This is a genomic window from Fictibacillus sp. KU28468, assembly GCF_026153615.1.
Lineage (GTDB): Bacteria > Bacillota > Bacilli > Bacillales > Fictibacillaceae > Fictibacillus_C > Fictibacillus_C marinisediminis.
This window is the reverse complement of the sequence record NZ_CP110666.1, coordinates 4,159,961-4,184,401: the sequence shown is the minus strand read 5'-3', so window position 1 is coordinate 4,184,401 and position 24,441 is coordinate 4,159,961. Positions and strand designations below refer to the sequence as shown.

The 24,441-nt window shown below is 34.1% G+C and carries 26 protein-coding genes and 1 pseudogene; 17 read left to right on the top strand and 10 right to left on the bottom strand.

The genetic code is table 11. From position 1 onward, the window contains the following. Positions 1 to 97: 97 nt before the first annotated feature. Together xerC and OKX00_RS22070 are read left to right on the top strand one after the other, a co-directional pair. A complete protein-coding gene (gene xerC / locus OKX00_RS22075) occupies positions 98 to 1,009 on the top strand; it encodes a site-specific integrase (protein WP_265408885.1) in 912 nt (303 codons plus the stop codon). A gap of 307 nt (positions 1,010 to 1,316) precedes the next feature. Further along, entirely contained in the window at positions 1,317 to 2,195 is an 879-nt protein-coding gene (locus OKX00_RS22070) for a hypothetical protein (protein ID WP_265408884.1), read from the top strand. Between the two features lie 438 nt (positions 2,196 to 2,633). Here the strand turns inward: OKX00_RS22070 and OKX00_RS22065 are convergent, their stop codons facing one another. Further along, positions 2,634 to 2,852 carry a YolD-like family protein gene (locus OKX00_RS22065; protein WP_265408883.1) on the bottom strand — a complete coding sequence of 73 codons (219 nt, stop codon included), beginning with the start codon at positions 2,850 to 2,852 and terminating at the stop codon, positions 2,634 to 2,636. Between the two features lie 1,049 nt (positions 2,853 to 3,901). Here OKX00_RS22065 and OKX00_RS22060 point away from each other — a divergent pair. Both OKX00_RS22060 and OKX00_RS22055 read left to right on the top strand, forming a co-directional pair. Next, a complete protein-coding gene (locus OKX00_RS22060) occupies positions 3,902 to 4,582 on the top strand; it encodes an AbiTii domain-containing protein (RefSeq protein ID WP_265408882.1) in 681 nt (226 codons plus the stop codon). Next, entirely contained in the window at positions 4,575 to 4,790 is a 216-nt protein-coding gene (locus OKX00_RS22055) for a hypothetical protein (RefSeq protein WP_265408881.1), read from the top strand. The genes OKX00_RS22060 and OKX00_RS22055 overlap by 8 nt, the downstream gene beginning before the upstream one ends. Before the next feature lie 20 nt (positions 4,791 to 4,810). Here OKX00_RS22055 and OKX00_RS22050 read toward each other — a convergent pair whose 3' ends face one another. Further along, on the bottom strand, positions 4,811 to 5,545 hold the full coding sequence (locus OKX00_RS22050) for a DUF4145 domain-containing protein (protein WP_265408880.1): 735 nt from the start codon (positions 5,543 to 5,545) through the stop codon (positions 4,811 to 4,813). 314 nt (positions 5,546 to 5,859) lie between these two features. Between OKX00_RS22050 and OKX00_RS22045 the strand changes: the two genes are divergently transcribed. The 4 genes from OKX00_RS22045 (at position 5,860) to OKX00_RS22030 (ending at position 10,382) form a co-directional block, all read left to right on the top strand. Next, positions 5,860 to 6,024: a PQQ-binding-like beta-propeller repeat protein gene (locus OKX00_RS22045; RefSeq protein ID WP_265408879.1), complete on the top strand. Its 165-nt coding sequence runs from the start codon at positions 5,860 to 5,862 to the stop codon at positions 6,022 to 6,024. A 713-nt stretch (positions 6,025 to 6,737) separates the two neighbouring features. Beyond that, positions 6,738 to 8,651: a DNA/RNA helicase domain-containing protein gene (locus OKX00_RS22040; RefSeq protein WP_265408878.1), complete on the top strand. Its 1,914-nt coding sequence runs from the start codon at positions 6,738 to 6,740 to the stop codon at positions 8,649 to 8,651. Positions 8,652 to 8,909: 258 nt separating this feature from the next. After that, positions 8,910 to 9,890 carry an HNH endonuclease gene (locus OKX00_RS22035; RefSeq protein ID WP_265408877.1) on the top strand — a complete coding sequence of 327 codons (981 nt, stop codon included), beginning with the start codon at positions 8,910 to 8,912 and terminating at the stop codon, positions 9,888 to 9,890. A gap of 135 nt (positions 9,891 to 10,025) precedes the next feature. Continuing rightward, positions 10,026 to 10,382: a DUF1878 domain-containing protein gene (locus tag OKX00_RS22030; RefSeq protein WP_265408876.1), complete on the top strand. Its 357-nt coding sequence runs from the start codon at positions 10,026 to 10,028 to the stop codon at positions 10,380 to 10,382. Positions 10,383 to 10,484: 102 nt separating this feature from the next. On the opposite strand, the gene OKX00_RS22025 is transcribed toward OKX00_RS22030, so the two are convergent. Beyond that, complete coding sequence (locus OKX00_RS22025; protein WP_265408875.1) at positions 10,485 to 10,814, bottom strand: YolD-like family protein; 330 nt, start codon at positions 10,812 to 10,814, stop codon at positions 10,485 to 10,487. Positions 10,815 to 10,951: 137 nt separating this feature from the next. Between OKX00_RS22025 and OKX00_RS22020 the strand changes: the two genes are divergently transcribed. From OKX00_RS22020 to OKX00_RS23455, 5 genes and pseudogenes are all read left to right on the top strand, one after another. Continuing rightward, on the top strand, positions 10,952 to 11,107 hold the full coding sequence (locus tag OKX00_RS22020; RefSeq protein WP_265408874.1) for a hypothetical protein: 156 nt from the start codon (positions 10,952 to 10,954) through the stop codon (positions 11,105 to 11,107). A 610-nt stretch (positions 11,108 to 11,717) separates the two neighbouring features. Further along, a complete protein-coding gene (locus OKX00_RS22015) occupies positions 11,718 to 12,476 on the top strand; it encodes a sce7726 family protein (RefSeq protein WP_265408873.1) in 759 nt (252 codons plus the stop codon). Between the two features lie 11 nt (positions 12,477 to 12,487). Next, positions 12,488 to 13,423 carry a sce7725 family protein gene (locus tag OKX00_RS22010; protein WP_265408872.1) on the top strand — a complete coding sequence of 312 codons (936 nt, stop codon included), beginning with the start codon at positions 12,488 to 12,490 and terminating at the stop codon, positions 13,421 to 13,423. A gap of 11 nt (positions 13,424 to 13,434) precedes the next feature. Beyond that, positions 13,435 to 14,532 (top strand): RES family NAD+ phosphorylase, encoded by a 1,098-nt coding sequence (locus OKX00_RS22005; RefSeq protein ID WP_265408871.1) that lies wholly within the window; start codon positions 13,435 to 13,437, stop codon positions 14,530 to 14,532. 142 nt (positions 14,533 to 14,674) lie between these two features. Then, a pseudogene (locus tag OKX00_RS23455) lies at positions 14,675 to 14,791 on the top strand (hypothetical protein); the annotation flags it as partial. 115 nt (positions 14,792 to 14,906) lie between these two features. Here the strand turns inward: OKX00_RS23455 and OKX00_RS23450 are convergent. Then, positions 14,907 to 15,059 carry a tyrosine-type recombinase/integrase gene (locus OKX00_RS23450; protein ID WP_416054275.1) on the bottom strand — a complete coding sequence of 51 codons (153 nt, stop codon included), beginning with the start codon at positions 15,057 to 15,059 and terminating at the stop codon, positions 14,907 to 14,909. Positions 15,060 to 15,287: 228 nt separating this feature from the next. After that, positions 15,288 to 15,974, bottom strand: a complete 687-nt coding sequence (locus OKX00_RS22000; RefSeq protein ID WP_265408870.1) for a tyrosine-type recombinase/integrase — start codon at positions 15,972 to 15,974, stop codon at positions 15,288 to 15,290. Positions 15,975 to 16,200: 226 nt separating this feature from the next. Between OKX00_RS22000 and OKX00_RS21995 the strand changes: the two genes are divergently transcribed. The 4 genes from OKX00_RS21995 to OKX00_RS21980 are packed head-to-tail and all read left to right on the top strand — an operon-like array spanning position 16,201 to position 19,940. Next, complete coding sequence (locus OKX00_RS21995; RefSeq protein WP_265408869.1) at positions 16,201 to 16,434, top strand: hypothetical protein; 234 nt, start codon at positions 16,201 to 16,203, stop codon at positions 16,432 to 16,434. A 17-nt stretch (positions 16,435 to 16,451) separates the two neighbouring features. Continuing rightward, positions 16,452 to 18,284, top strand: coding sequence for a hypothetical protein (locus OKX00_RS21990; RefSeq protein ID WP_265408868.1), 1,833 nt, complete (start codon positions 16,452 to 16,454; stop codon positions 18,282 to 18,284). Continuing rightward, positions 18,281 to 19,144, top strand: coding sequence for a hypothetical protein (locus OKX00_RS21985; protein WP_265408867.1), 864 nt, complete (start codon positions 18,281 to 18,283; stop codon positions 19,142 to 19,144). Before OKX00_RS21990 ends, OKX00_RS21985 begins: the two co-directional genes overlap by 4 nt. 28 nt (positions 19,145 to 19,172) lie before the next feature. Further along, positions 19,173 to 19,940, top strand: a complete 768-nt coding sequence (locus tag OKX00_RS21980; protein WP_265408866.1) for a DUF6339 family protein — start codon at positions 19,173 to 19,175, stop codon at positions 19,938 to 19,940. Positions 19,941 to 20,124: 184 nt separating this feature from the next. Here OKX00_RS21980 and OKX00_RS21975 read toward each other — a convergent pair whose 3' ends face one another. The 5 genes from OKX00_RS21975 to OKX00_RS21955 form a co-directional block, all read right to left on the bottom strand. Further along, positions 20,125 to 20,565, bottom strand: coding sequence for an oxidoreductase (locus OKX00_RS21975; RefSeq protein ID WP_265408865.1), 441 nt, complete (start codon positions 20,563 to 20,565; stop codon positions 20,125 to 20,127). 203 nt (positions 20,566 to 20,768) lie between these two features. Continuing rightward, positions 20,769 to 21,794 (bottom strand): LLM class flavin-dependent oxidoreductase, encoded by a 1,026-nt coding sequence (locus OKX00_RS21970; protein WP_265408864.1) that lies wholly within the window; start codon positions 21,792 to 21,794, stop codon positions 20,769 to 20,771. 141 nt (positions 21,795 to 21,935) lie between these two features. After that, positions 21,936 to 22,937: an LLM class flavin-dependent oxidoreductase gene (locus OKX00_RS21965; protein WP_265408863.1), complete on the bottom strand. Its 1,002-nt coding sequence runs from the start codon at positions 22,935 to 22,937 to the stop codon at positions 21,936 to 21,938. 31 nt (positions 22,938 to 22,968) lie between these two features. Further along, a complete protein-coding gene (locus tag OKX00_RS21960) occupies positions 22,969 to 23,919 on the bottom strand; it encodes a TIGR03571 family LLM class oxidoreductase (protein ID WP_265408862.1) in 951 nt (316 codons plus the stop codon). A gap of 21 nt (positions 23,920 to 23,940) precedes the next feature. Then, the gene (locus OKX00_RS21955; protein ID WP_265410613.1) at positions 23,941 to 24,264 is read right to left on the bottom strand and encodes an ArsR/SmtB family transcription factor; all 324 of its coding nucleotides are present in this window, start codon (positions 24,262 to 24,264) and stop codon (positions 23,941 to 23,943) included. Positions 24,265 to 24,441 lie beyond the last annotated feature (177 nt).

Here is a 24,441-nt window from a genome sequence, read left to right as displayed (position 1 = left end):
TCTACTCATTTTCACGTTCTTCTTATGAAGTAGTCATGGAAATAACTTATATCAATAGCAATAACCACTTCCTATAAAAATAAGGGAGTGGTTTTTTGTGTTGTTAAAATTTGCGTATCAGGACTTTTTGGATGACAGGCGATTTAAAAATACGACAAAGACGAATATTAAAAACTATCAAATGCTTTTAGGCAAGTTTGTGGATTATTGTATCGAACAACAGATTGTAAATGCCGAAGAAATTACCTATAGCCACGTTCGTCAGTATCTTTTAAAATGCCAAGAAAAAGGGGACAAGGCGGGAACCATTAACACCAAGCTATTGAGGATTAGGGCATTTTTAAATTACCTAGTTGAATGTGAGGTCATTAAGACAAATCCCGCTAAGAAAATTAAGCAACAAAAAGATGATGTAAAGATTGAGGTCTTTAGTGATGAGCAGATACGTCAAATATTGAACTTTTACAGGCGTATTAAGCAAAGGGACAAGAGTTACGTTGCATATCGTGACTACGTCATCATTATTACCATATTAGGAACAGGAATAAGACGAGGAGAAATCGTAAACCTTCAATGGTCTGACGTAGATTTAATCAATAAGACGGTTTCTGTATTCGGAAAAAATAGGAGAAAAGAAACTATACCAATCACAGATAAATTAGCGAAGGAATTAGCTGCTTACTTTGTTTTTTGTAAACAATATTGGGATGATGTAAGCGAATATGTATTTGTTAAAAGAAGTAATACCCAAATGACCGATAATTCCTTGATGTTAGTGTTTAGATACCTTGGGCAAAAAATGAATTTTAAAGGAATAAGGGTTTCTGCCCATACGTTTCGTCATACATTTTGCCATCGACTTGCAATGTCAGGTATGAGTGCATTTGCCATCCAGAGACTTATGAGACATCAAAATATAGCTGTAACGATGAAGTATGTAGCCATGTGGGGAAATGAATTAAGGGAGCAAAACGATAGATATAATCCTTTAAACAATTTGAATATTTGACTATCAGCTTTCACAACAGATTATCGTACAGCTTGCAATGCTAAGAAAAATAGGACATCAGTAACTTTGATAAAATCAGGATTTTATCAAAAGGTAACTAAATGAATATTTCAGTCTAAATACCCTCTTTCTTAAGATTGAGGGTATTTCTTCTTATGCTAAAAACGCGGTATTCAAATATGACTGCACTCTTTTATTTAAAGTTTAGCACCTATCGATTGTAAGTAATTTGTGTAAAAAATTGACACTAATTAGAATATTTTGTATTATTAGTATATAAAATATAGTAAAAAAGTAGGTGAAGAAAATGGCGAGAATTATAGAAGCTATTTATAAAGATGAAAATCGAGACCAACTCATAAGTATTAGCGATATAACCTCAGGTGATTACAGCGAAAAATTTAAAGGGAAGCTATTTTGTACTACACCCAATTGTTCAGCACAACTATCTTTTGTAGCTCTCCCTGGAAATAGAAGCCATTTTCGTACATGGAGAGAAAGCCCACATACTGAACAATGCCTTTACTACTTTGTAAAAACAAGAGAACGGGCAACAAATGGTCGAAATGGTTACGAAGATGGTACTGTTTCACAAGAGCAAATTACAAGGTCTTTAAGAGAAGCGTTTGAACTTGAAAATATGAGTGATATCGAAAGAAATAAAAAGCAAGAAAAGGAAAGAAACGCAAGGAAACCCAAAAATCGTGCTAAAACAACAAAAGGAGGCAATGATAGTCCAGCGCAAAGAATCGTATCAGACCCAAATAAAATTAACGAAAATATGAAAAATACAGGTACAAGGCTATATAAACGAGATGTGGATGCTTTAAAAGATACTGATATAGGGCAAACCAGAACAGTTACTGGAAAAGCGAAGGATATTGAATTTAAAGATTCTTATGCTGCAGTAATAGTCGAAAAAAATGGAGTTACTGTTCCAGTAAAATTTGAAGAAGCATTTTTCTCATTAAATCCACAATATCAAGGATTGTTCCATAATATAGAACGCTTCATGAAGGAAAATGATGAAGTGATTTTAAATGCAACAGGAGAAGTTCGCAAAAATAAAAAAAGTGAAGAATTTGAGGTAATCGTTTTTAATGGATTAGGATTTTTAATTCATAATCGAACCTTACAGACTTTAGCTGCAGAATTTGCTATTAGAGATAGTCGGAACAATAGATAAACGCCGATACAGTGGACAATATAACACAAAAATAATGAAAGCACTCCTAAAAAGGGGTGCTTTATCTTGTTGTTAAGAAGGACCTTAGACCTGCATTGTCGAATTATGTAAAAAATCAAAGGGTAGGTGTCTGTGTGAATCTTGATTATTATAAGGAAAATATTAATGAAATGACAGATATGGAAATCAAAACTGTTCTAATGAGGTTTTTACAGAACCATAATAAAGTGAATTGCATGGAATGCACCCTTGAGGATTACTATAACGAAAACTAAAACATATATTTTTCTGTGGTACATACAAAGAAACGGAAGTCTTTAAGGCTGCTCTTTGGTGGATTATAAACACAAAAGGCTAATGCATTCTCACATCAACCAAATCATCAAGTACAAGCCTATGTAGTTCATTGTGGTAGTCGAATATTCTTAGCTCCCGCTTTTAAGCATCTATAAAGTGGACTTTCCCAATAAGTACATGAAAATCATCATGCTTAAAGTATGTAAAGCTCAAATAAGAATCTCCAGCCATTGCTTCGCAAATTGTTTTTTCAAATAACTCAAGTTGTTGTTCATCGAGTTCGGGTTTTACTTTCTTGCTTTGGTCCAAGTCATACTCTCTTAGTAGCTTAACATGCTCTGGCAACATCATGGCAGTCATTTTATTGACCCGCGGTCTCGAATCATAATGTACACCTCCTTTTAGCATATAGCATAATAGAACATACGTATCTTATAACCACTTTGTTGTCTTTTATTGGCTAGAGAACTGTTAAATAGGCTTAAGGTCTGATTACTTGTCATTCATAAGAGTAAAATTTAAGATTTGGTTTTTTTGCAGGATAGATAAATATAATCTCATAAATCCTTAAAAAAACCTTCCTGGTCGAAAAGTGGAATCTAAGAAAATTCCCAATAAAAAAACACTATCTCCAAAACAGGGATAGTGTTTTTAAGCGTGTATGTAAGACAACTTATTGACAAATAAACACAAATAGAAGCCAATACAAAGCTTTAAAACAGTGTTTACGGGAAGGGGATTTACTTTATATTAAATCAATTGACAGATTCGGCAGAAATGCAAAAGAGGTAAAGAAGGAATGGGAAGAAATTACACAAAATATTAAAGCTAGTACAAAGACCAATTAGGAACTTTTGTATCTGATCTGGTATTACAAGTGTTAGCCTTTGTAAGTGAGCGCGAGCGAGATAATATTCTTCAAAGACAAGCTGAAGGGATAAAAATCGCAAAGGCACAAGGAAAACATTTAGGTAGACCACAATTGAATCTTAATACATTAAAGAAGGACCAAAGAAAAACATTGGAGAGTAACTATTCTAAATGGAAGGGGAGAGAGATAACAGGGGTAGAATTTATGGACTTATTAGATTTGAAAAAAAACTCATTTTATAAAGTCATACGAGAATATGAGCATTCAATAAGTAATTGAAATATAAGCTGATATGTTTTAAGCAGCCGCTTGGACATTTATATAGAAGCAACCATAAAGGCTATTGCATTTATGGTTCCTTTTAATACCAATAAAAGGGGAAGCATCCTTATAGCTATGAGTCAAAGCTACTGTACTCTTCCTATTTCACACAGGAATTTAAAGTTCTTTGTCGAAAATAACAAACTATCGTAATAGAACGGGATAGTTTTATTACTGCCTTATTTGAGACAATTATAAACAACAGGAGCTGAGTCGAATGGCAAGAAGTCAAATATTAAAGGACTTAGTTAGTGGAAGCGGCACTCTTGAAAGTGTGCTAATAAGATTAAAAGTCATACTTTCAGATTTGGAAAATTACGAAATAAATAAGTGGATTGAAAGTGAAATTCAGGGATATGACAATTCAATAGAATTACCTAATTATAGGATTCTTCAAGGACAAGCAATTGGTATGTATACATTAGGCAATCCTTTTTATCGAATAGAACATACTAATTCACCTGTCCCACTGGCTCACCTAAGTAAGCTTGATATAAAAACTATACTAACTTTATATTTAAAAGATGGTGTATCAGCTGTCTTAAGCTTAATCAAAAAAGAGGGACCAAAACAAATAAAAGTACCCAGTGAAACTTGTCAGGTAGTTTCTCAAGAAAATTTACAAGTATATAGGATGACCTTGAATTTTAGCGATAATCAATTTCAAGGTGTAATTTCAAGCGTGAAGACTAGACTTACTAGTATTATCTTAAAACTTGAAAAGGAATTTGGAAACTTAGATTCTTTGGATGTTTTTTCCAATGAAGATGATAAACAGAAATTGGAGCGAATTGAGCAATACATAATTAATGTTATATATGATAAGTCAATAACGATTGGAGATAACAATAAAATCAAATCAAGTATTATTGGACATGGTGGAGAACGGCATGAGTAATATTAAAATTGGCGACGGAAATAAAATTAAAAGCTCAATTATTGGTCATAACCACAATAACAATAGTAACTCATCGCCAAGCAAACCAAATTTTTTAACCAATCATCCTGTATTAACAGGTATTTTTGCTTCTGTTATTGCGAGCATAATAATGCTTTTCTCGTTTTGGAAAGACCTTGTTTACTGGATTGAGAATTTATTCAAATAAAATAAATCCGACCGTTCCAATTAAGAAGGGTCTCTTTCTTTATATTCATCAGTCTGACTAATACTTTTCCTTTTTGGTTTATCCTCTTTTTCATTTATAGGTCCTTCTTCTCCAGCTAATAATTCTAGCTCTATTCTCGCTTGATTCATTTCTTGGGGTAGGATATACACATATTCTAATATCTTATTTGTGAATCTAAACATACCATCGATTAATGATTTATCAAAAATAACATCGTCCCCATGAGCTGCCATATTTCCAAAATCCTTTATTACTTTAAATAAGTCCCCCATTAATGGAGGTAATATTCCTTTTTGTTGTAATTGATTGAGCTTTTGATGAAGTTTACCATTGACAACACCATTATCTTTACAAACTCTTTCGAGTGTTCTTCGGAGTGCAATTGCGCAAATGGCATTATCAATATTCCTTACTTTTAATGCTGATTCATAAGCGTCTTTTATAATTTTTGGTAACTTGTAAAGATTCACCACTTCAAAGGAAGGAAAAAGAATCTCACCGTTTTCATAAAGATTTGTATCCTCATAAAAACCTTCTTCGGAGTTCCAGTGTGTATAAACTAGTTGGTACCCATCACAAACTGGACATCCAAATACCTGGAATATATCAACAAATTGAGCCTCTTCATCGAATGTAATAGGTACATATGTGTCTTTTTGATAGTTATTCAGCAATTTCATAGGAGCCGTGTTTCCACAATAAGGACATAACAAAATAACCTTTTCTTCCTTCAACTCATACACCTCATTACTTTTTTTCATATTATACCCTGTGTATAATTTTATAAGTAATTTAGTAGTTTTATTGAGATAATGTAATATTTTATCGCACGGTAAAAACAGCTTTAATAGCATTATTTATATATGAATAAATTAAATATTACGTATGAAAATAAGTCAGTGTGTGGGGACAGAAGAGCATATAAGTAAACCCGCATAGTGTAATAATGTTTTGGTGAAAAGTACCCCCTGTGTATTGTCAGATAGATAGTACACTTACTGGACCGTTATGTTAAATTTAATGGAGGTAATATAAGGGAGAGAAAGTTGTGAGATTAAAAGACTTTTCTAAAGAAGACTATTGGCGAACAATAATCCTTTATGGTTTGAACCAGGCAACATATAAAATTGCTCTAGGTCAACCAATAATACACGATGATAAGGTATATGTTTCTTGTACGGATGGGTATGTTTATGCATTAAAATTTTTTTAATATTTAAGTCATGTTTATTATATTAAAACAGGGTAGGGATATAGCTTACGATATAGGGAAGCGTGCTGCTGTTTTTTTGGAACATAGGAAGATGCTGCATGAACATTAAATTATTCATGTGACATATTCCTACACAATTCTTAGAAAAGATAAAATTATAAACATAGGGATTCAGACTTTATTGAAATTGTATAGGCTTTAACATAGGAACAACAAAAATCTTTCGTTTCACGTGTACTATCTTCATCTTCTATTAATTTGGCTGTCTCTTCACAAATTAGAATCCCTCCACCAGATTTACTTACTTCCTCACAAAGGTGTGCTGCTGAGTTGACAGCTGAGCCAACAAGCTTTCTCCTTTTTTCATCGGGATGTCCAACTAATCCAACGTGTATTAATCCAGTAGCTATTCCGACTGCGGACAATTGAATGAATTAAAAGAATGTTACCGGTGTGACACTGAAAATGAGTTGGTTTAAATACGGTTATGTGCTTTTTAGTTTATCTATAGTATTGGATTAATAAGCTATTACTCTTGAGAATACTTTTACCGTAAATTAGCTGAATGTTCTCAGTAATCTCAAGTTATTTAAAAATGTTTTATAAAATTAAGGAATATCATTTGCTTACTTCATCATTTATAAAAATTCTACCCCGTTCAGGTAAACAATCTATAGTTTAATACAAGTTTATTTTTAGAAAGTGGTGGTATAGTGCATTTGTTTTGTGGACAAGTTAAATCACTTTATGGTCTAAGCCCAGAAGAAATTAATTGCCTAATGATTGAAGGTGTAAATCAAAATAAACTTAATCTTGAGGAGTTTAATAAACAAGAGAAAAAATCTTGGGGAATTTCGATTCATAAGTTAGTCCAACAAATTAAGGAGGCTAATTTAGATGAAATTTCAATAATATTGGAGTATTTTGTTCCAGGAAATATGCTTAGACTGGATGTGGTTCTAGTCGGATATACACATAAAAGTCAAATGAGAATTATGATTGTGGAGTTAAAAGAGTGGGGAAGTATTAAGGATTCACCCGATGCTCATCATGTTGATATAGGTGTTAAAGACCAACCAATTCGTCAACATCCAGCAGCTCAAGTACATCAATATTTAAAATCATTAAAATGTTATCATAGTGTACTTCAAAATAACCCTGCACTTATTAAATTAAATTCAATGAGTTATCTTCCGAACTTTGTACTTAAAAATAAATTGTTTGAAGCTCCACACGAAATATACAAGAGGAATTATATGAAGTCTTGTTTTACTAAAGAAGATACACAAGCACTCCAATTGTTTTTAAGTCAATCATTTGTAAACCAAGCTGTTACTAGTGATAATCTCCAATTATTTACTCAAGGAACTTACTCGTTGAGTAAAGCAAGTCTTGCAGGAATAACAAAAGCAATGAAAGGTGAACAGTTTGTTGCATTATTAAAAGAGCAGCGAGACGTGAAACTTGATGCGACTAGATTAATCGATCAAGCCTTTTCACATAACAAGAAGTTGGTACTTGTAATTCATGGAGACGCAGGCACAGGTAAAACAATTTTAGGATTGGATATAATTCGTCACTATATAGAAGAATACCCCAAATCGTTTTTTGGGACAATCCCACAAACTCTTAGAGCCATTATTGATGGTGTTAATAAGGATTATGCAGCAGAACACGGATTAGCTGAACCAGCCCAATTACCGACTGTAAATGCAATTTTAAAATTTAAGGAAACTGGACAAATTGTTGTTATTGATGAAGCTCATAGATTAACAGATCCAAAACATGCTTTAGCAAATCTATATACTAGATTTCAAATAATAATATTGTTACAAGATGATAACCAGCGAATCAAAATAACAGAACAAGGCACACTAGATAATATTACCAAATGTTTAGGCTGCAATCCACCAACGTTGACACTTCAAACACAACAGCGGGCAAAAAATAGTGGGACATTTATGAAAAACCTTGATTTATTTTTAAAAGGTACAAATCCTGGCAAAGTAGATTTAAAGAATTATGAATTACGTATATTGGACTCTTTAGATGATATTCACCATTTGCTAAAGAAAAAAATATCTTCTGATTTTAAGGCTAAATGGCTTGCCCCGTTCTGTTGGAAGTGGAATGGAAAAGTAAATGATATTAGTATTACTGATAAAGATGGTCAGGTATTTGAAAAAGCATGGAATCCAAATGTTAATAAGCAATATGAATGGTATATGCAAAAATATGCTGGTCATTTAGAACAAGTAGGATGTATCTATACAGCTCAAGGACTAGAATTTGATTATGTTGGCTTAATATTCTGGGATGATTTATATTATGACACTCAGAATAAACAGTGGAAAGTTACTATGAAAGATAATTACGATAATACTTTTGTTGGTAAAGTTGTGGAGACATTTGGAGGTTCATTTATTAGCAAGAATAAAAAGGTATTCTACAATGGGCAACCGTACAGCATCGATGAATTTTTAACTGAGATAAATGCTACAGAATTAGTTTTAGAATTAATAAGAAATATTTATAGAGTATTACTTTCCAGAGCTAAAAAAGGGATGTATATTTGGTTTAAACATGAGGAAACCGAAAAGTATTTTCGGAAGCATTTTGGATTATAAAATACATGAAAAAAGTGTACCAATGGATTGGATAAATCAATTGACCAGTAAAGTGTTAGCTTTTATAAATAAACAGAATTGGAGTTAATTTCATAAACCAAAGGATTTAGCAATTTCATTATTATAGTATATGAATGAAAAGATAGTGATGAAGCTATTTCTAAAAATATAGAAAAGTAGAAGAAGAACTTGCTGCTTATTGGAAAAGCTTGCGTTGTCTAAACAAAATATAAAGATTTATTGGATGGAGTGTGAGGAATGAGTAGAGTAATACTTCAGCCTACGGGAAATAAAGATGCCAGAGAACACTATGTTGATACATTGGTAAGACCTGTAGATATATTAAGGATAAAACCTTTTGTTTCTTCTGAAGAGTACAATTATTTGAAGGATATGTACCCAGACGGATTAGTTCCGACGTGGGGAGTCACTCCGGGTGTAAATAACGTCAATGCTAATAAATGGAGTAAAATACAACCAGCTGATGTAACGTTCTTTTCCGCCAATAAAATCTTGTACTCATATGGATTTGTAACTTTTAAAATACAAAATAAGCAATTGGCGCAAAATCTTTGGGGTTTTAACATCAAAGGAGAAACATGGGAATACATATATTTTTTAGATGAAATAAGAGAACATGATATACAAATCTCCCTATTTAACAAAGTTGTAGATTATGCAGAAAATTATAAGGTACAAGGGTTTGCAGTTCTTGATGAAGATAAGAGTGAATCCGTACTAAGCTATTTTGGTCTTCATAGTGAAACTGTAATACAGCCAGTTAGTGAAGTTGAATATCAGAATATTATTGAAAACTTCGATTGGAAGGACTTAGATACTGAAGGGAAATCAAAGAGTAGAGCTGAACAAGGTTTTTTAAGAACTACATTATTTCGCAATAAAACAACATCGAATTGTGGAATTTGCGGAAAAGAGTATCCGATTTCATTTTTAGTGGCAGCACATATTAAAAAAAGATCCCTTTGTTCCAAAGAAGAAAAGCTGGATTTTAAAAATATAATTATGCCGATGTGTAAATTTGGTTGTGATGATTTATTTGAGAAAGGATACATTACAATTTTGAATGGAACTGTAAAATCAAATGGTAAAACAAGTACCGAAGCTTTAGAGAATTATCTAAACAGTATAGTAGGAAAGAAATGTGACTATTGGAACGAAAGTACTGTTAATTACTTTGAATGGCATCGTCACCATCATTCTTTATCAAAAGTTAGATAAGAAATCTAAGATCAATAGTGTATCCCGCAAGTTAATAACCATTTATTTGAGCCGTTAATATGGAAAAATTTAGATGGTCAAAAGGAAATAACTCCCTTCGGGTCGAAAGTAGTAGGTAGAAGGGAGGAGAACTGTATGGAAAAGGAATTAGAACAACGCCTTGATTTTATTGAATTTAGACAAAGATTATTGTTTACTAATTCAGAAGTCGATAGAGTCCTTTTTGATCATGATGTAACCAGAGAACAATACAGTAGGATTTTAGATTTGTTTGATACTTTAAGATCATCATGTGATATAGGTGAAAAAATAAGCAGTGTTCATTATGAATCTGAAATTTATAAAATTGTCCCACATCGAAATCATAATTACCACTTTGCAGAAGAAGTTGCTCAATCCTTACATGAAGAAGGACGATACGAAGAAGTTTTTGAAGCATTGTATGGTCATGCTCCAAAATTTCAGTCTTATTTAGACAAACATAATGCGTAAGAAAAAAGCACTCCAAAGAGGGTGCTTTTTTGTTTCTTAAGGAGGTCTTTTCACACCAAAAAGCGTAAATCCTTAAGAATGCTTCTGTATATATATTAAAGGTTAATGAAATTTCACATCCACCAAATCATCAAGATTAATTTTATGTAGTTCATTGTGGTAGTCCACAATCCTCCACTCACGTTTAGAGTCATCAAGATAGTGTACTTTTCCAATAAGTAAGTGAAAATCATGGTACTTAAAGTATGTAATACATAAGAATAAGTCTTCAGCCATTGCTTCACATATTGTTTCTTCAATTAACTCCAATTGTTGTTCATCAAGTTCAGGTTTCACTTTTTCATTTTGTTCTAAATCAAACTCCCTTAGTTGCTTTACATGTTCGGGCAGCATCATAGCAGTCCATTTAATTGCGCCACGATCTCTAATCATAATACCCACCTCCTTTAGAATATAATACAACCGAACAAGTGTTCTTGTAAACGGGTGGGTTTTAACCTTTATTGTAAAATCTTGTTTTCTAAAAGAAGGTCAGTGGAACACCTCTGTTAAAGGAGGTATTAAAGTGTATGTCTAAAAACAGTAAAAAGAGAAGAATAAAAAGAAAAAACAGCCAGACAAAAACAAATGATATAGGCTTTTTGAAAGATTATATACCATTTGCAAATGAGAAAATTGATTCAACACTCTCCATCGTAATCTTTACAGCTTTCTGCTATATTTGAGCATCCATATATGAAGCAATAAAAAGGCATGTTCTTGAGATTCCCCCAGAATAAGCAGACGGAATAGACCTAAAATACTATATCCCATTAGTTTCTTATTAAATTAATTAGCATGTTTTTTAGCGCACGAAAGAAATACCTCAATAGACAGTATTTGGACAACAAAAATTAACTTTTATACGCAATAAAATAAACCGACTTGTGGGAGTGAAGCAGCATATTGTAATGTCAACAAACACTATTATTATTTTAGTGGAAAGCACCCCCTTTCAGATAGGTATTAGTACAATAACTAGACCATTATGTTAAATCTATAGGAGGTAATATAAGGGATAGGGAAATATGAGATAAAAGATTCTAAAGAAGACTATTGGAGAACAATAATCCCAGACAACATATAAAATTGTTCTAGGTCAGTCATTAATCCGCTAAGCAAATTTTTATATTCTATTTGTGATTTATTGGTTTTGTATGGGATAATATTACTAGATTTATTTCATGTTGACATTATATACCCTGTATTAATATATTTAAATGCTGTAGTAGTTAGGAAAGTGTGATTAATTTGGATTATATGTACATAAACAGATTTTTTAGCAAAAAATTTTTAATGGATAAATTGTTTACAGACGTATTTGATTCAAAGGTTTTTAATGAGGAACTTAAGAAAAATTATAATTTTTTAAAGAATGGTTATAGAAATGAATTTTTCTTTAAAAACACTTTATTTAATAAGTTAGTATTGGGTAAGTACAGTTTAACAACAACCGCTGCATTTGCTGAAGTTATTGTTAAAAAATCAAAAGCAGATTTTGTTTTAATTAATCGTAATAAAGGGATGGTTTATGAAATAAAAACTGATTTAGATAACCTTGATAGATTAGTGTACCAATTAGACGATTATTCAAGTGCGTTTAACTTAGTGTACGTAGTTACATCTGAAAAGAATTATTATCCAGTTTACAAAGTAGTTAAAGAATTAAACCCCTCAGTAGGTATTATTGTACTGACTGAGAATGTTAATTTGAGTCTTAGAAGAAAGGCTATTGAAAATGATAGCAATTTAAATCACGAGGTATTATTTAAGTTATTACGTAAAAAAGAATATGAACAAATTCTGTTAATGAAATACGGCACTTTACCCAAAGTAACACCAGTATTATATTTTAAAACTTCTTTACATTGGTTTAAAGAGATTAATATTAAAGAAGCGCAAAGTTTAGTATTCTATATGTTAAGACAAAGAAATGACATAGAGGGTAAGAGCTTATTAAAAGCCTTACCTATGGAAATAAGATGGTTAGTATATACTAGTAAGTTTAAATATTCAGATTTACTTCAAATATATGACAAACTAAATTTAAGCTAGGGGGAGAGGAAATGTACTTTCCAATTATAAGAGGAAGACAATATGATTTACTAGCTCTTAGAGAATTACAGTCTAAGGAACTTTTAAGTGAGAAAATAATACCAATTATTGAGCCAATTAAATTGAGTTCTACATTAGTTTCTACGGTAAAAGCATTTGAAGAGAATCATCGGAAATTAATATTAGTATCAAATCCAAGGGTGGGTTCATTCACAGGTGAATTAAAATTACCTACTGTATCTAACCACTTTAAAGTATTAATGCAGAGTAATTCTATTATAATAGGACATCATTTGAATAAAAATTCTGGTAATGAAATACATAGATTGCAAGATGAATATAACGCCAACCTAGAGGGATTAGCAATTATTCACTCTGAGAGAAGCCTTGTACCTTTATATAAGGGAATTTTTGCAGATAAGAATCCTTGGCTTAGTGTTATTCCGTCTGATAATTCTTTTAGAAGACAATTAATTGGTCAAAGATTAGCGGGAGTAGATGATAAATTCAATAAACTTCCTAGAAACGTAGACTACTTGGAACAAGAGAGAGAATTTTTTTCAGAGGAACATCTTTTTTTCAGTAATGAAGGATATTTTGGGTTTTCAGACTATTCTGTTGTAGGAAAAGAATATAATGACGGTGGTTTTGCCCCGTATGCAGTAGCGATACATATTATTTATCCAAACGATGAGAGCGCTTTAGAGATAATGCATTTTGTATCAGACTCTAATAGTGATATTAGTGACCCGGCAGGTAAATTTTCTGAGTCTCTAGATAAACTAGTAAGATGGTATCAGGAATATAGCTCAGATAAAAGAATGAAAACTTTTGCTATGGAGTGTTTTTTAAGACATTATAAGGAAGGAACATACCCTGGTTTAGCAACTTTGAAGAAATTATCTATTATGCACCATTTAGAACTAATGGGCAGTCTGTTAGACTAGGAGGTAAATAAATGAATTGTTGTGTCAAATGTTTTACTTCGTCTGAGATTAAAAGCATGATAAAAAGTCTAGATAACCTAGGAGACTGCGATTACTGTGGATGCCGAAATGTTTATGTATATAATCTTCAACACGATAATAAGGGCTTAGATGAACAGTTTAATAACCTTTTAAATATATTTCATTTGGGTGAGGAATTAAGAATCGACGGTTTTTCTGAATATAAACTAATAAGTATTAAGGATGAGTTCGAAAAAAATTGGAAAATATTTAATAATTTCAATGGTGGCAAAATCCATAGGTTTTTAAATACGCTTTTGGAACAAAGATACCCAGAAAAGATTGAATTTTTAAATAATCAAGTAGGAATTATAGAATGGATGAATAAGGATTATCTAGAAGAAAATTCCGTTTTGAAAGGACATTCTTGGGAAGAGTTTGTTACATACATTAAGCATAATAATAGATTTCATTCAAAACATGTGAATTATAAGGTATTGAATGATTATATAGATACAATCACAATTACAGTAGATGAAGATGATTTTTACAGGGCAAGGATTTCAAACAATGCGGAGTTAGGACTAGAAGACATGGGCGCACCGCCTCCATCACTTGCAACTGCTGGTAGAGCTAATTCGGAAGGAATTAGCCATTTATATTTAGCTAGTGAAAAAGAAACTGTAATAAGTGAAATTCGTCCTAGTATAGGTGATACAGTGTATATAGGAAAATTTCCAATAAGACAAAAACTAAAAGTAGTTGATTTTAGATTGTTAAAATCATTGGATGTTTTTAGTTCTGATGACCCCACCAGATATGCAATAAATTTGGAGATTTTTCATGAAATGACTAAAGCTATATCTAAACCTGTTCGTAGCGGCGATAGTAAATTGGAATATTTACCCACTCAATTTTTTGTGGATTATATAAAAGGTCTTAATGAAACTGAATCAGCCGGGTATAATGGCATAATCTTTGAAAGCACATTGAGTACAAATGGATATAACTTAATGATATTTGACCCTGACCTTTTAAGTTGTACAAGAGTAGAAAGGAGAATAATCAAAACTTTAAACTACACTCACATTGAATATGCCATAGATTAAAACCAGTTACCGAAAACAGGTAATAAAAATTTAACCACTTTACAGTTTACTGACACCATTTTATAATTGTTTCTAAAGCTTTATCATTAGAAGTGGTTATTGCTAAGCAAATATAAGTAAAACATGATTATATCAGTGTTTCGCTGCATCTGTATCAGCTATGTTCCTAACAACAGAGGCTGTTATCGCAGATAAGCCAGAAGAAAACGGCGGCGGTGCTGGAATGCCTGACATGGGCGGCATGGGCAGCATGATGTAACAAACATCATAAAGCTTTGATATATAGGGGTTTTTAAGTGGAATAAAGATAAATGCTCATACTTTTGCTCATAGTAAGCAAAAAATGCTCACTTTTTTCACAAAAACCATCTTAATTAGAGAAGGTCTTTCATCAGTTTACTGAACTGGTGGGAGGCCTTTTCTTCCATATTAGCGGTCATATGAGCATAAATATTCATGGTTGTATTAATGTCTGTATGTCCTATACGCTGCTGAATCTCCTTTACTCCTACACCCGCTTCAATCAATAGAGAAGTATGTGTATGTCTGAATTAATGAGGGGTACTATTTTTATCAATATCTGCCTTTTTTAATAAACGATTTAGCCTAGTTTCAACCACTTTTCTTAATTGTGGATGGCCATCATCTCGTGCAAAAATAAACTGGTTATCTATATAGAAGGATCCTTTTTGTAATTTTATCTCTTTTTGTTTGATTTCATGTCGCTTTAACATTTTAACAAGTCTTTCATCAATTCAAATGGTTCGTATGGAGCCTGCTGTTTTAGGTGAAAGTAACTTATATTCCTTAAAATTATTGTTGGGATTGTATAAGGTTTTAGTAACACGCAATGATCCCTTTTCTTCATCAAAATCAGACCATTTAAGAGCAAGTAACTCCCCAATACGTAAACCTGTATAGGATAATGTAGTAAAAATTAAGGAATCCATTTCTAAACCATCTGAATCAGTAGTACGTAAAAATAATGCAAGCTCTTCTTTTTCTAAAAACTTTATTTCCTCCTGTTGGCTTTCAATCTCCTCAACCCTTACTTGATATTTTGGTAATTGGGTATTTTCCGTGGGATTAATTTTAATAAGTCCTAGCTCAACTGCATGATTAAAAATCATTCGGCCACAAGCATGAATACCACTTACATAATTACGGCTATATTTTTCAGATAGTTCTACTATTCGTCTTTGGTAAATTTGTTTGCTAATCTTTTTTAGTGGATAGGGACCCCATACTTTTATAAAGTGTTTCATTTCTTTACTACGTGCTCTAACGCTGCTTATTTTTGCATTTTGGGCATATACCTTTATCCAGTCTTGTGCAAACGAGTCAAACGTCATTTTAGTTTCTTTAATAAATCCAATAATAAACTTCTCCTTTATATGTTTTTTCCAAAAATCAGGACTTTGACTAGGAAATGAAATAGCCAAATTAGAGGTCTTTGATTTCGAATCACTATTAAGATTTTCATTTATTTATTGTTGTGTTTTTTTACTTAAACAAATTACTCAAATATATTAAAAATGTATAATACAAAATGTAATTATAGTAATTTAATTAAATTTTACAATTGATTATATATTTGATTGTTGTTAGGATAATAAGAGTGTGATAACTAACTATATTTATAGTATGTTAACTAGGAGTGTCTATAATATGACGGAAAATAAAAAGCGGGAGAAGTTTGAAGAGCTTGCTGAAAAGAGGGTTACCGAAATAATAAAGAAAATACGATTAATTGGTAACCTAGCGAATCGTAACAATTATGACTTTACCGATGAACATGTAAAGCAAATATTATCTAAGTTAGATGAAGAGTTACGTTTATTAAAAACTAAATTTAATGATGGAGAAAAAGAAAAAGCTACGGTATTTAAGTTTCATAAATAATTAAAGAGGTGTATGAAATGGTAGAAAATAAAATTGGATGGAGTTCTGCTGAAAATACAGATAATTCACGTAGTGGGTTGAATCATGCAGGAATTGAAAATTTTAAAGACAACCCTTTATATCATGTTCCGCGAGAATTGACGCAGGATGCGCTTGATGCTAAAGATCCTAAAAAAGATGGACCGGTTCTATTAGAATTTAAAACATTTACAGTGAAAAAAGACGAATCTTTGTTTAAATTAGATGAATTAACTGGAATTATTGAATCAATTCGAGGCTCATGGGAAAATGACCCGAAAACTTATAAACACTTCGATAAAATGTATAATACGATGAAAGTTGAAGAGGAAATAGTAATTTTAGCCGTTCGGGATTCTAATACAATTGGCTTAAGTGATGTTACTAGTGACGACGAAGGTACATGGAATTCCTTAGTGAAAAGTAGCGGACATTCTGATAAACCAGCCGGTTCTAATGGATCACGTGGGTTAGGTAAACACGCCCCCTTCTTAGCCTCTAGATACAGCGCGGTTTTGTATGGAACACTTAACAAACAAGGCGAAATGGGCTTTCAAGGAGTAGCAAAACTTGCCACTTATAAAAAGGATGGAATAAAATATCGCGAAAATATTTACTATGGGATAAAAAATGGATATAAACCAATTACTGATTTATCTTTTTTACCGGATGATTTTAAACGGAAAGAAGTCGGTACAGATAAGTTTATTTTTGGATTCAAATTTGATGAAAACTGGAAAGATCATTTTGTTAAAGTTATTTCTGAAAACTTTCTTTTAGCATTTTATGAAGAAAAACTAATAGTCAATGTAGATGGCAAAGAGATTTCTAAAGATACTCTGCCTGACATTATTGAAGAAATTTGTCAGTCTGAGCCTTCTGGACACCATATTATTAAAGAGTTTTACACCGCATTAACTGAGGGACAGCCGTTTAGTCTTGTTATAAATATTAAAGATGTAGTTGAGCAACAGCCAGTGCTTCTTTATTTAGCTAAAGGCGACGAGTTTAGTAACACTATTTCAATGAATCGATCTTCGGGTATGAAGATTTTCAACAAAGATAACTTTAGAAAACCACCTGTGCGCTTTGTGGGTTTCTTAACTATCAAAGGGCCTGACTTAAATAAAATATTATCTGAGACTGAAACAGCTACACATAAAGGTTGGCATGTGAATATAAATGAAAACTCAGAGGATGAAGAAGTACAAAAAAATAAGGAAATCAAAAGGGTTATTGAAAAAATTGACAAATGGATTTCCGGAAATGTTCATGGACTAGCTCCTAAAATTAAAAAGGAGTCAATTGATTTAATAGGCTTAGAACAAATCTTACCTAAAAAGAGTGACAAATCGGAACCTTTAGCTGAGATTAGCGAAGAAGCTTTAAAAGAGAAAATTAAGTCTATTAAAATCGTACCTCTTTCATTTTCTCAACGTGAACTAATAAAAACTAAGAAAAAGAAACGCAAGAATAACCCAAATCCAACCCCAAAACCACCAAATCCAAATCCAAAACCGCCTAGAGAGAAAAAAGGTAATGTTTCAAAGGTACGCTCAATTTATGATGAGATTAATGAATTTTATAAAGTAGTAATTACACCAAAGGTCACTGGCAATGTAAAGTTACAAATTCAAGCGATGGGTGAAAATGGGAGATTTGTAGATATTTCATTGAATGATGTAAAGCTGAGAAAAGGTAATCAACTAACGACAGTTTCATTGACAGATAATGTAGTTGGTCCATTAGGGCTTGTAAAAGATGAACGTTGTGAATTACAAATAACATTGAATGAATTAACACCTTATTCCTTGGAGGTTCATACAGTATGAAAATAAAGAAGACAGCTTATCCTCATCCTGTATTAGCAGAATTTAATGACGATTATACAAATAGCTCTTTTGAAGCCACGCTTATTGAAGTAACTCCACAAAATGAAGGAATTGTTGAGTTCAAAGTAAAATTTGAACTCAATAATACTCGCTTACAGGAGCTAATTAATAATCATGAAGCGATATTTGTTACACATATAGAATGTGCAGCTAGTATGTATCGTGACGCATTCACAACAACAAATAGAGAAATAATTTTCTGCATTCCTCAAAAGAAACTAACTAAACAAGTAGATGTTAGTTTTATGGTAGTTGCTAATACAACTATCATTGATTATGAAAATGAGTTGTTACATGAAGATTATAACGGGGTAGCACTAACTTTCAAAAAAGGTACGTACTTGGCAGTAGACCCAGGTGTATCCTTACCAATAGAAAAAGATCCAATTGTACCTGCAAAATCAATTTTTAACTTACGTGCTTCAGAAGAAGAGAATCCAGAACCATATGAATTATCTTTTGGTAACGGAATCATTGATATCTATTTACCACCAAATGTGTATGACCAAATATCAGATATTCAGCGCTATGAGCAAGTTAATCCATTATTAATAACGATGTATTATTTACCGGCGTTAATAGATGCTTTAACTTATATATGCGAAGTTGAACAAGGGAATAGTGAAGATCCAGTGCAAGACAGTGAATGGTATAACTCGATCTTATATCAACTAGATCAACTTCAAATTGAGCCAAAAAAGATCAATGAAACTGGCGCATCTGTAATTGCTCATAAAATTTTGAAAGATGTTGTAAATGAGGCTCTTAATTCGTTAAGTGATTTACTTGTTAGCGAATAAAATATCTTGAATCGAATGGAGGATAGGAATGAAAAAATTATACTTAGAACATACCAAACTAATAGAGTTAAAAGGCTATATTCAAACAAATTTGGAACTGTATAAATCGGATGAATCTTGGTTAGGACAGGAATTAAGTGTCCCATCTTCTAATTCTGCTCAATTAAAAGTTACAGATTTAAAAAAACGTAGTGCGGATGACTTAGATAATGCTATTCGAATATACACATATTATAAAGATTTACCATATACTTTAGCCTCAGATCAAAACTATTGGACTTTGTTAACACATACAGAATATTGGCAGTTTATGCGAGAACGTTGGCCTATTGAAGAAGCTCAAGGAGATCCAGTAGAATTCATAAAAACACGATATTTCTTTGGACAAAAAGGAATGTATCGTAATGGTTTATCACGACTATGGTGGTATGTAGAGCTAACTTATGATGAAGCATTGGCTGACCCTTATGAATATACAAAACTATTGTTGGAAGATCAGGATTTAGCAGGACAAACAATAGAAAACAAATATTTATCTCGTAACAAAGTGGCAATGAGAGCTCTATTTGAAATGCTAGATTACGTTGGTAAACAGCAAGAAGCTGGGACAATTCAAATGTTAACTGGAAAAGAGCGGCGTAATCTTGTTCGAGATACCGCTCAATACTTTAATTTATCAGGAGCTGTTGAAATTTGGGATATATTATCACCAAAAGAGGCAAAAGAGAAATTGACTTTGTGGGTAAATGCTTACCTTAAAGATATTGGTGTCTATATTCCTCAAAAAGCTTTTTAAAGGACATCCCCCTACTATGCTGAGAATTGCCAATTGCTATGCATAGAAGATAATAGGAGAAAATCAGGAAAATAAAAAATGCCTATGGACATTCTTGTGCTTTAGCTAAACAGACGGTCAAGATATGTAGGATTAATTAAAAAATGACCACTCCTCTATAACAAGGAAGTGGTCATTATTTTTTTCAAACAAAAATATAGACTTTTTGCTCAAAAGGAACAATGTTCTTTAGTAATGTACGGTGAACCGTAATCATTTCATCGATTTCGTCTGGTGTCATTTCCCGAGGTACAACGGCATCGTCCCGTTCCGCTGCAATCGCACTCGGAGCAACTGGTTGACGATCGAGCAATTCTTCAGGCGGGCACATTCTGCCACCGTGAAAAATTTGTAAAATCGCCTTTGAACCTTTTTCCTGTATAGCTGTCGCCACACGTATTATACTAGGGATTAGGGAATCGGAATCTGCACCAAATTCACCCGGGAATCCTTTTCCATTCCTGGGGACGTATGTGCATGCAGTGATTACCGCTCCTACACCACCGGCACGTTCTTGATAATAAGCAACTTCTTCGTCTGATACTTCACCATTTTCATGTGCCGCCGTATTAGTCATGGGTGCCATTGTAATACGGTTCTTTATTTCAACTCCAGAACGGAAGGTAAATGGTTTAAAAGCAGCTTCCTATTTTGGGTTCATCTTTTTTTCTCCTTTTGTTTACATCAAGTTGGTTAAAGGGTTTTGCTATTTAGCAAATGGATAACATAGACTGAAAAAATTTATTGAGATACATTAATATCTTGCCATAAGGATCGGCCAGTTTTGAGCTATTTTAGCCGAGTAATTTCTGCCAATATTTCATAGGAATGGAGGCGTGCCTTATGATCGTAAACTTGGGCGATTGCCATGATTTCATCGGCTTGACTTTCATCCAGAAACTTTTCCAGCTTTTCTTTTACGGTTTGAGGACTGCCGACAATCGAAGTTCCTAATTGATTCTCAAGGGCAGCTATTTCATAGTCGCTCGCTATATCATTAATGTTATCCACTGGCGGCGGCAATGGGACTTCCTTTCCGCGCATCAAATTCAAGAACTGCTGCTGCAATGTTGTAGCGAGCCGCTCAGCTTCTTGATCTGTGTCGGCCGCAATGATGTTTAGGCCTACCATTGCATGCGGCTTGTCCAGAACTTTAGAAGGCTTAAACGAACGGCGGTACAGCTGGATAGCCGGGAGTGTGTTATGCGGCGAGAAATGGCTCGCAAATGCAAACGGCAGTCCAAGCTCTCCTGCCAGCTGGGCACTGTATCCGCTTGAACCTAATAGCCAAATAGGTATGTTTAATCCCTCACCCGGAATTGCTTTAACATGACTGTCTCTTTGTGCAAGGGAAGGGTCAAAATAATTCCGGAGCTCAGCCAGCTGCTCAGGGAAATCTTCTCCTGAACTTCTCAAGTCACGTCTTAATGCATGTGCGGTAAGCTGATCAGTGCCTGGTGCACGGCCCAAGCCAAGATCAATACGTCCTGGATATAATGATTCCAGAGTACCAAATTGCTCAGCAATAACAAGAGGTGCATGATTCGGCAGCATAATGCCGCCTGAACCTACCCGGATTTTTGATGTACCTGCTGCAACATGGGAAATCACTACCGATGTTGCAGAGCTGGCGATAAATGGCATATTATGATGCTCAGCGAGCCAATATCGGTTATACCCCAGCTTCTCAGCGAGCTGGGCCAGCTCCAAAGTATTGCGAAAAGAATCAGCCGGTGTACTTCCATCTGTAATTGGAGAGAGATCCAGGACCGAGAATGGAATATCCGTAATTTGTTTTATATCATTTTCAGGCATATGCTCATCTTCTTTCTTTAAAAATTTCGGTTCAAACCTATAAAAGAATTTACAGTTACTGTTTCAATCTAAATCACATTAATTTAACTGATTTAATATCTGCAGAAAATACATCCTTTATTAGACAAGACACTGTTTAATTTACTGCAGCTGAGCCAAAATTTCATAAGAGCGCAACCGTGCCTTATGATCAAAAATCTCTGTATGAGCCATGATTTCATCAGCATCAGTCTTTTCTATTAACTCATGGAGCTGCTGCTTCACATCTGCAGGGTCCCCGATGATGGAAGTGAAAAGCTGTTCTTCAACCGCCACGCGTTCATTATCGTTCCAAAGCTCGTCCATATTATCAACAGGAGGCAAAATGGGCGAAGGCTGTCCGCGGGTTAACAAAAGGAATTTTTGATACATCGAAGTGGCAAGCCTTTGTGCCTCCTGTTTCTCATCAGCAGCCACCACTTGAACGGCTAACAGTACATAAGGCTCCTCCAAAAATTGAGACGGACGAAAATGATCCCGGTACAGTTTTATGGCCTCCAGCATGTTACCTGGAGCAAAATGTCCCGCGAAAGAGAATGGTAACCCAAGTATTCCAGCCAATTGTGCACTGTATAACCCTGAGCCTAACAGCCAAATTGGAACATTTGTTTTTTCGCCGGGAATGGCGTGAAAGCGAAATGAACCATTATTAGTGGTTGTTCCTGTACCATAAAGGTATGCGATAAGCTCCTCAAGCCGGGCATCAAATTCAGGTTCACCGGCAACACGCTGCCGCAATACATTCGCTGTATATTGGTCGGTGCCAGGTGCCCGGCCCAATCCAAGGTCGATCCGGCCAGGGAAGAAGGTTTCTAATGTACCAAATTGCTCAGCCACGGAAAGAGGAGAGTAATGGGAAAGAAGCATTGCGCCTGATCCAATACGCATTTTTTCCGTGACAGAGGCTACTCTTCCAATTACGATCGGGGATGCTGAACTCGCCATTCCTGCCCAATTATGATGTTCAGCAAGCCAAAACCGTTTATATCCCCATTGCTCTGTTCTCTTTGCTAGATCAAGCGTGTTGTGAAGGGCTAGTTCGGCTGATCCTTCCTCGACAATTGGGGAGGGATCCAGTACTGAAAGTTCTATTTTCTTTGTCATCATTCTTCCTCCTTTATATACAATTTATTTTTTATAGCGTGGCTTCTTTGTGGGTTGGAAAGAAGGGTAAAACAAATTCTCCCAGTTCCTGGATTACTTCCTCGGGAGGGCGCTTGGAAAAATACAGAACAAACGCCAAATGGTTGACCCCAATCTCTTGAAATTGATGAAGTAAATCAACTAAATGGTTTCTTCCCACGGAATAGCCTAAGGGTATGGGGACAGGTGTTTCATCGGGATTTTCCGATAAATCGATGAATAAACTTTGAGAGAAGGGTTTAAAATCTCCTTCAGTTAAAGCACGGTAATCCTGGATAAGCTGCGCCTGTTGATCAATGTTCCTAGGGTATTGAAGCCACCCATCTCCATTTCTGGCTATCCAATTGATAGACTGATGGCTAAATCCAGTCACCAAGGTCGGAATCGAGGATACAGGCTTTGGGATTAACCTCATATCTGTACCATCGATCAGCCCTCTATTGCTGTGGATTGTCGGCTGATCCTCTTTTAACAGCCGATCGAGAATTTCGAAATTTTCTTTAAATAACGGACCGCTTCCTTGCTTCGAAATCCCTAGAGCTGTAAAGTCTTTTTCCCTGTCCCCTGATCCCACTCCCATAATCAATCGACCTGGAAACAATTGATCGATGGATGCCGCTTCCTTGGCTACCCTGACGGGGTGGCGCAAAGGGAGAACTACACTTCCTGTCACTAACGCAATGTGTTTCGTATAGGCAGCAAGATACGTCAAATAAATCCATAAATCGTACTTTTGGCCGTTATCATCAATATTCAAATTCTGCATCGTAATATCACGGAGCCATAATGAAGCAAAGCCATATTCCTCAATTTTACGGGCAAGCTCCAGCTGATTCTCCATAATCGGATTTTTAGACATTCTGGCAGTCGGGAGGACAAATCCAAGTGTCATTTTGTTTTTTTGGTACATGCTGTTATAAGCACGATGATTTTGAAAACTCATTCTTGGTCCTCCTTAAAAAGGTTATATTTTTAAGCCTATATATTTTTCAAACTGTTTTACGGTTTCCTCATTGCGTCGATAATAAGTCCATTGTCCGATTCGTTTCATTTCAACTAGACCGCTTTGCAATAGGATAGACAAATACTGGGAGGTAGTGGACTGTGATAGTCCTACTTTGCTGCGAATATCACTGACACAAACCCCGCCATCAAAGCCTTTTTCTTTGATGACATGGGCCTGCGGAGAAAAATTAGTATCAGGTTCTTTCAACATTTGCAGTATATTTACTCTTGTTTGATTTGACAGAGCCTTGAAAATTTCAACTGCCTGTTCGTCATTTAACATATTTGATTCCCGATTCACCAGTGCCCGCCCCTTTCTGATCTTATTAACATCTATTTTGCTTTGGATGTGTATAAACTAATCAAACAAAAGAATATTGATAATTTGCGATATCTCTATATTATTTTCCTTTCTATGCAAAATCAAATTTTATGCTTTAGACAGCGCTAGGAAACGGCT

What these genes read in the sequence shown, in the direction of transcription:
- OKX00_RS22070 (WP_265408884.1), top strand. Translation starts at nt 1,317, where the DNA reads ATGGCGAGAATTATAGAAGCTATTTATAAAGATGAAAATCGAGACCAA.
- OKX00_RS22025 (WP_265408875.1), bottom strand. Translation starts at nt 10,814, where the DNA reads ATGATTAGAGATCGTGGCGCAATTAAATGGACTGCTATGATGCTGCCC.
- OKX00_RS22015 (WP_265408873.1), top strand. Translation starts at nt 11,718, where the DNA reads ATGGATAAATTGTTTACAGACGTATTTGATTCAAAGGTTTTTAATGAG.
- OKX00_RS22060 (WP_265408882.1), top strand. Translation starts at nt 3,902, where the DNA reads ATGGCAAGAAGTCAAATATTAAAGGACTTAGTTAGTGGAAGCGGCACT.
- OKX00_RS21960 (WP_265408862.1), bottom strand. Translation starts at nt 23,919, where the DNA reads ATGAGTTTTCAAAATCATCGTGCTTATAACAGCATGTACCAAAAAAAC.
- OKX00_RS21955 (WP_265410613.1), bottom strand. Translation starts at nt 24,264, where the DNA reads ATGTTAAATGACGAACAGGCAGTTGAAATTTTCAAGGCTCTGTCAAAT.
- OKX00_RS21970 (WP_265408864.1), bottom strand. Translation starts at nt 21,794, where the DNA reads ATGCCTGAAAATGATATAAAACAAATTACGGATATTCCATTCTCGGTC.
- OKX00_RS22005 (WP_265408871.1), top strand. Translation starts at nt 13,435, where the DNA reads ATGAATTGTTGTGTCAAATGTTTTACTTCGTCTGAGATTAAAAGCATG.
- OKX00_RS22035 (WP_265408877.1), top strand. Translation starts at nt 8,910, where the DNA reads ATGAGTAGAGTAATACTTCAGCCTACGGGAAATAAAGATGCCAGAGAA.
- OKX00_RS21990 (WP_265408868.1), top strand. Translation starts at nt 16,452, where the DNA reads ATGGTAGAAAATAAAATTGGATGGAGTTCTGCTGAAAATACAGATAAT.
- OKX00_RS21975 (WP_265408865.1), bottom strand. Translation starts at nt 20,565, where the DNA reads ATGGCACCCATGACTAATACGGCGGCACATGAAAATGGTGAAGTATCA.
- OKX00_RS22065 (WP_265408883.1), bottom strand. Translation starts at nt 2,852, where the DNA reads ATGACTGCCATGATGTTGCCAGAGCATGTTAAGCTACTAAGAGAGTAT.
- OKX00_RS22055 (WP_265408881.1), top strand. Translation starts at nt 4,575, where the DNA reads ATGAGTAATATTAAAATTGGCGACGGAAATAAAATTAAAAGCTCAATT.
- OKX00_RS22030 (WP_265408876.1), top strand. Translation starts at nt 10,026, where the DNA reads ATGGAAAAGGAATTAGAACAACGCCTTGATTTTATTGAATTTAGACAA.
- OKX00_RS22020 (WP_265408874.1), top strand. Translation starts at nt 10,952, where the DNA reads ATGTCTAAAAACAGTAAAAAGAGAAGAATAAAAAGAAAAAACAGCCAG.
- OKX00_RS21985 (WP_265408867.1), top strand. Translation starts at nt 18,281, where the DNA reads ATGAAAATAAAGAAGACAGCTTATCCTCATCCTGTATTAGCAGAATTT.
- OKX00_RS21995 (WP_265408869.1), top strand. Translation starts at nt 16,201, where the DNA reads ATGACGGAAAATAAAAAGCGGGAGAAGTTTGAAGAGCTTGCTGAAAAG.
- OKX00_RS22010 (WP_265408872.1), top strand. Translation starts at nt 12,488, where the DNA reads ATGTACTTTCCAATTATAAGAGGAAGACAATATGATTTACTAGCTCTT.
- OKX00_RS21965 (WP_265408863.1), bottom strand. Translation starts at nt 22,937, where the DNA reads ATGACAAAGAAAATAGAACTTTCAGTACTGGATCCCTCCCCAATTGTC.
- OKX00_RS21980 (WP_265408866.1), top strand. Translation starts at nt 19,173, where the DNA reads ATGAAAAAATTATACTTAGAACATACCAAACTAATAGAGTTAAAAGGC.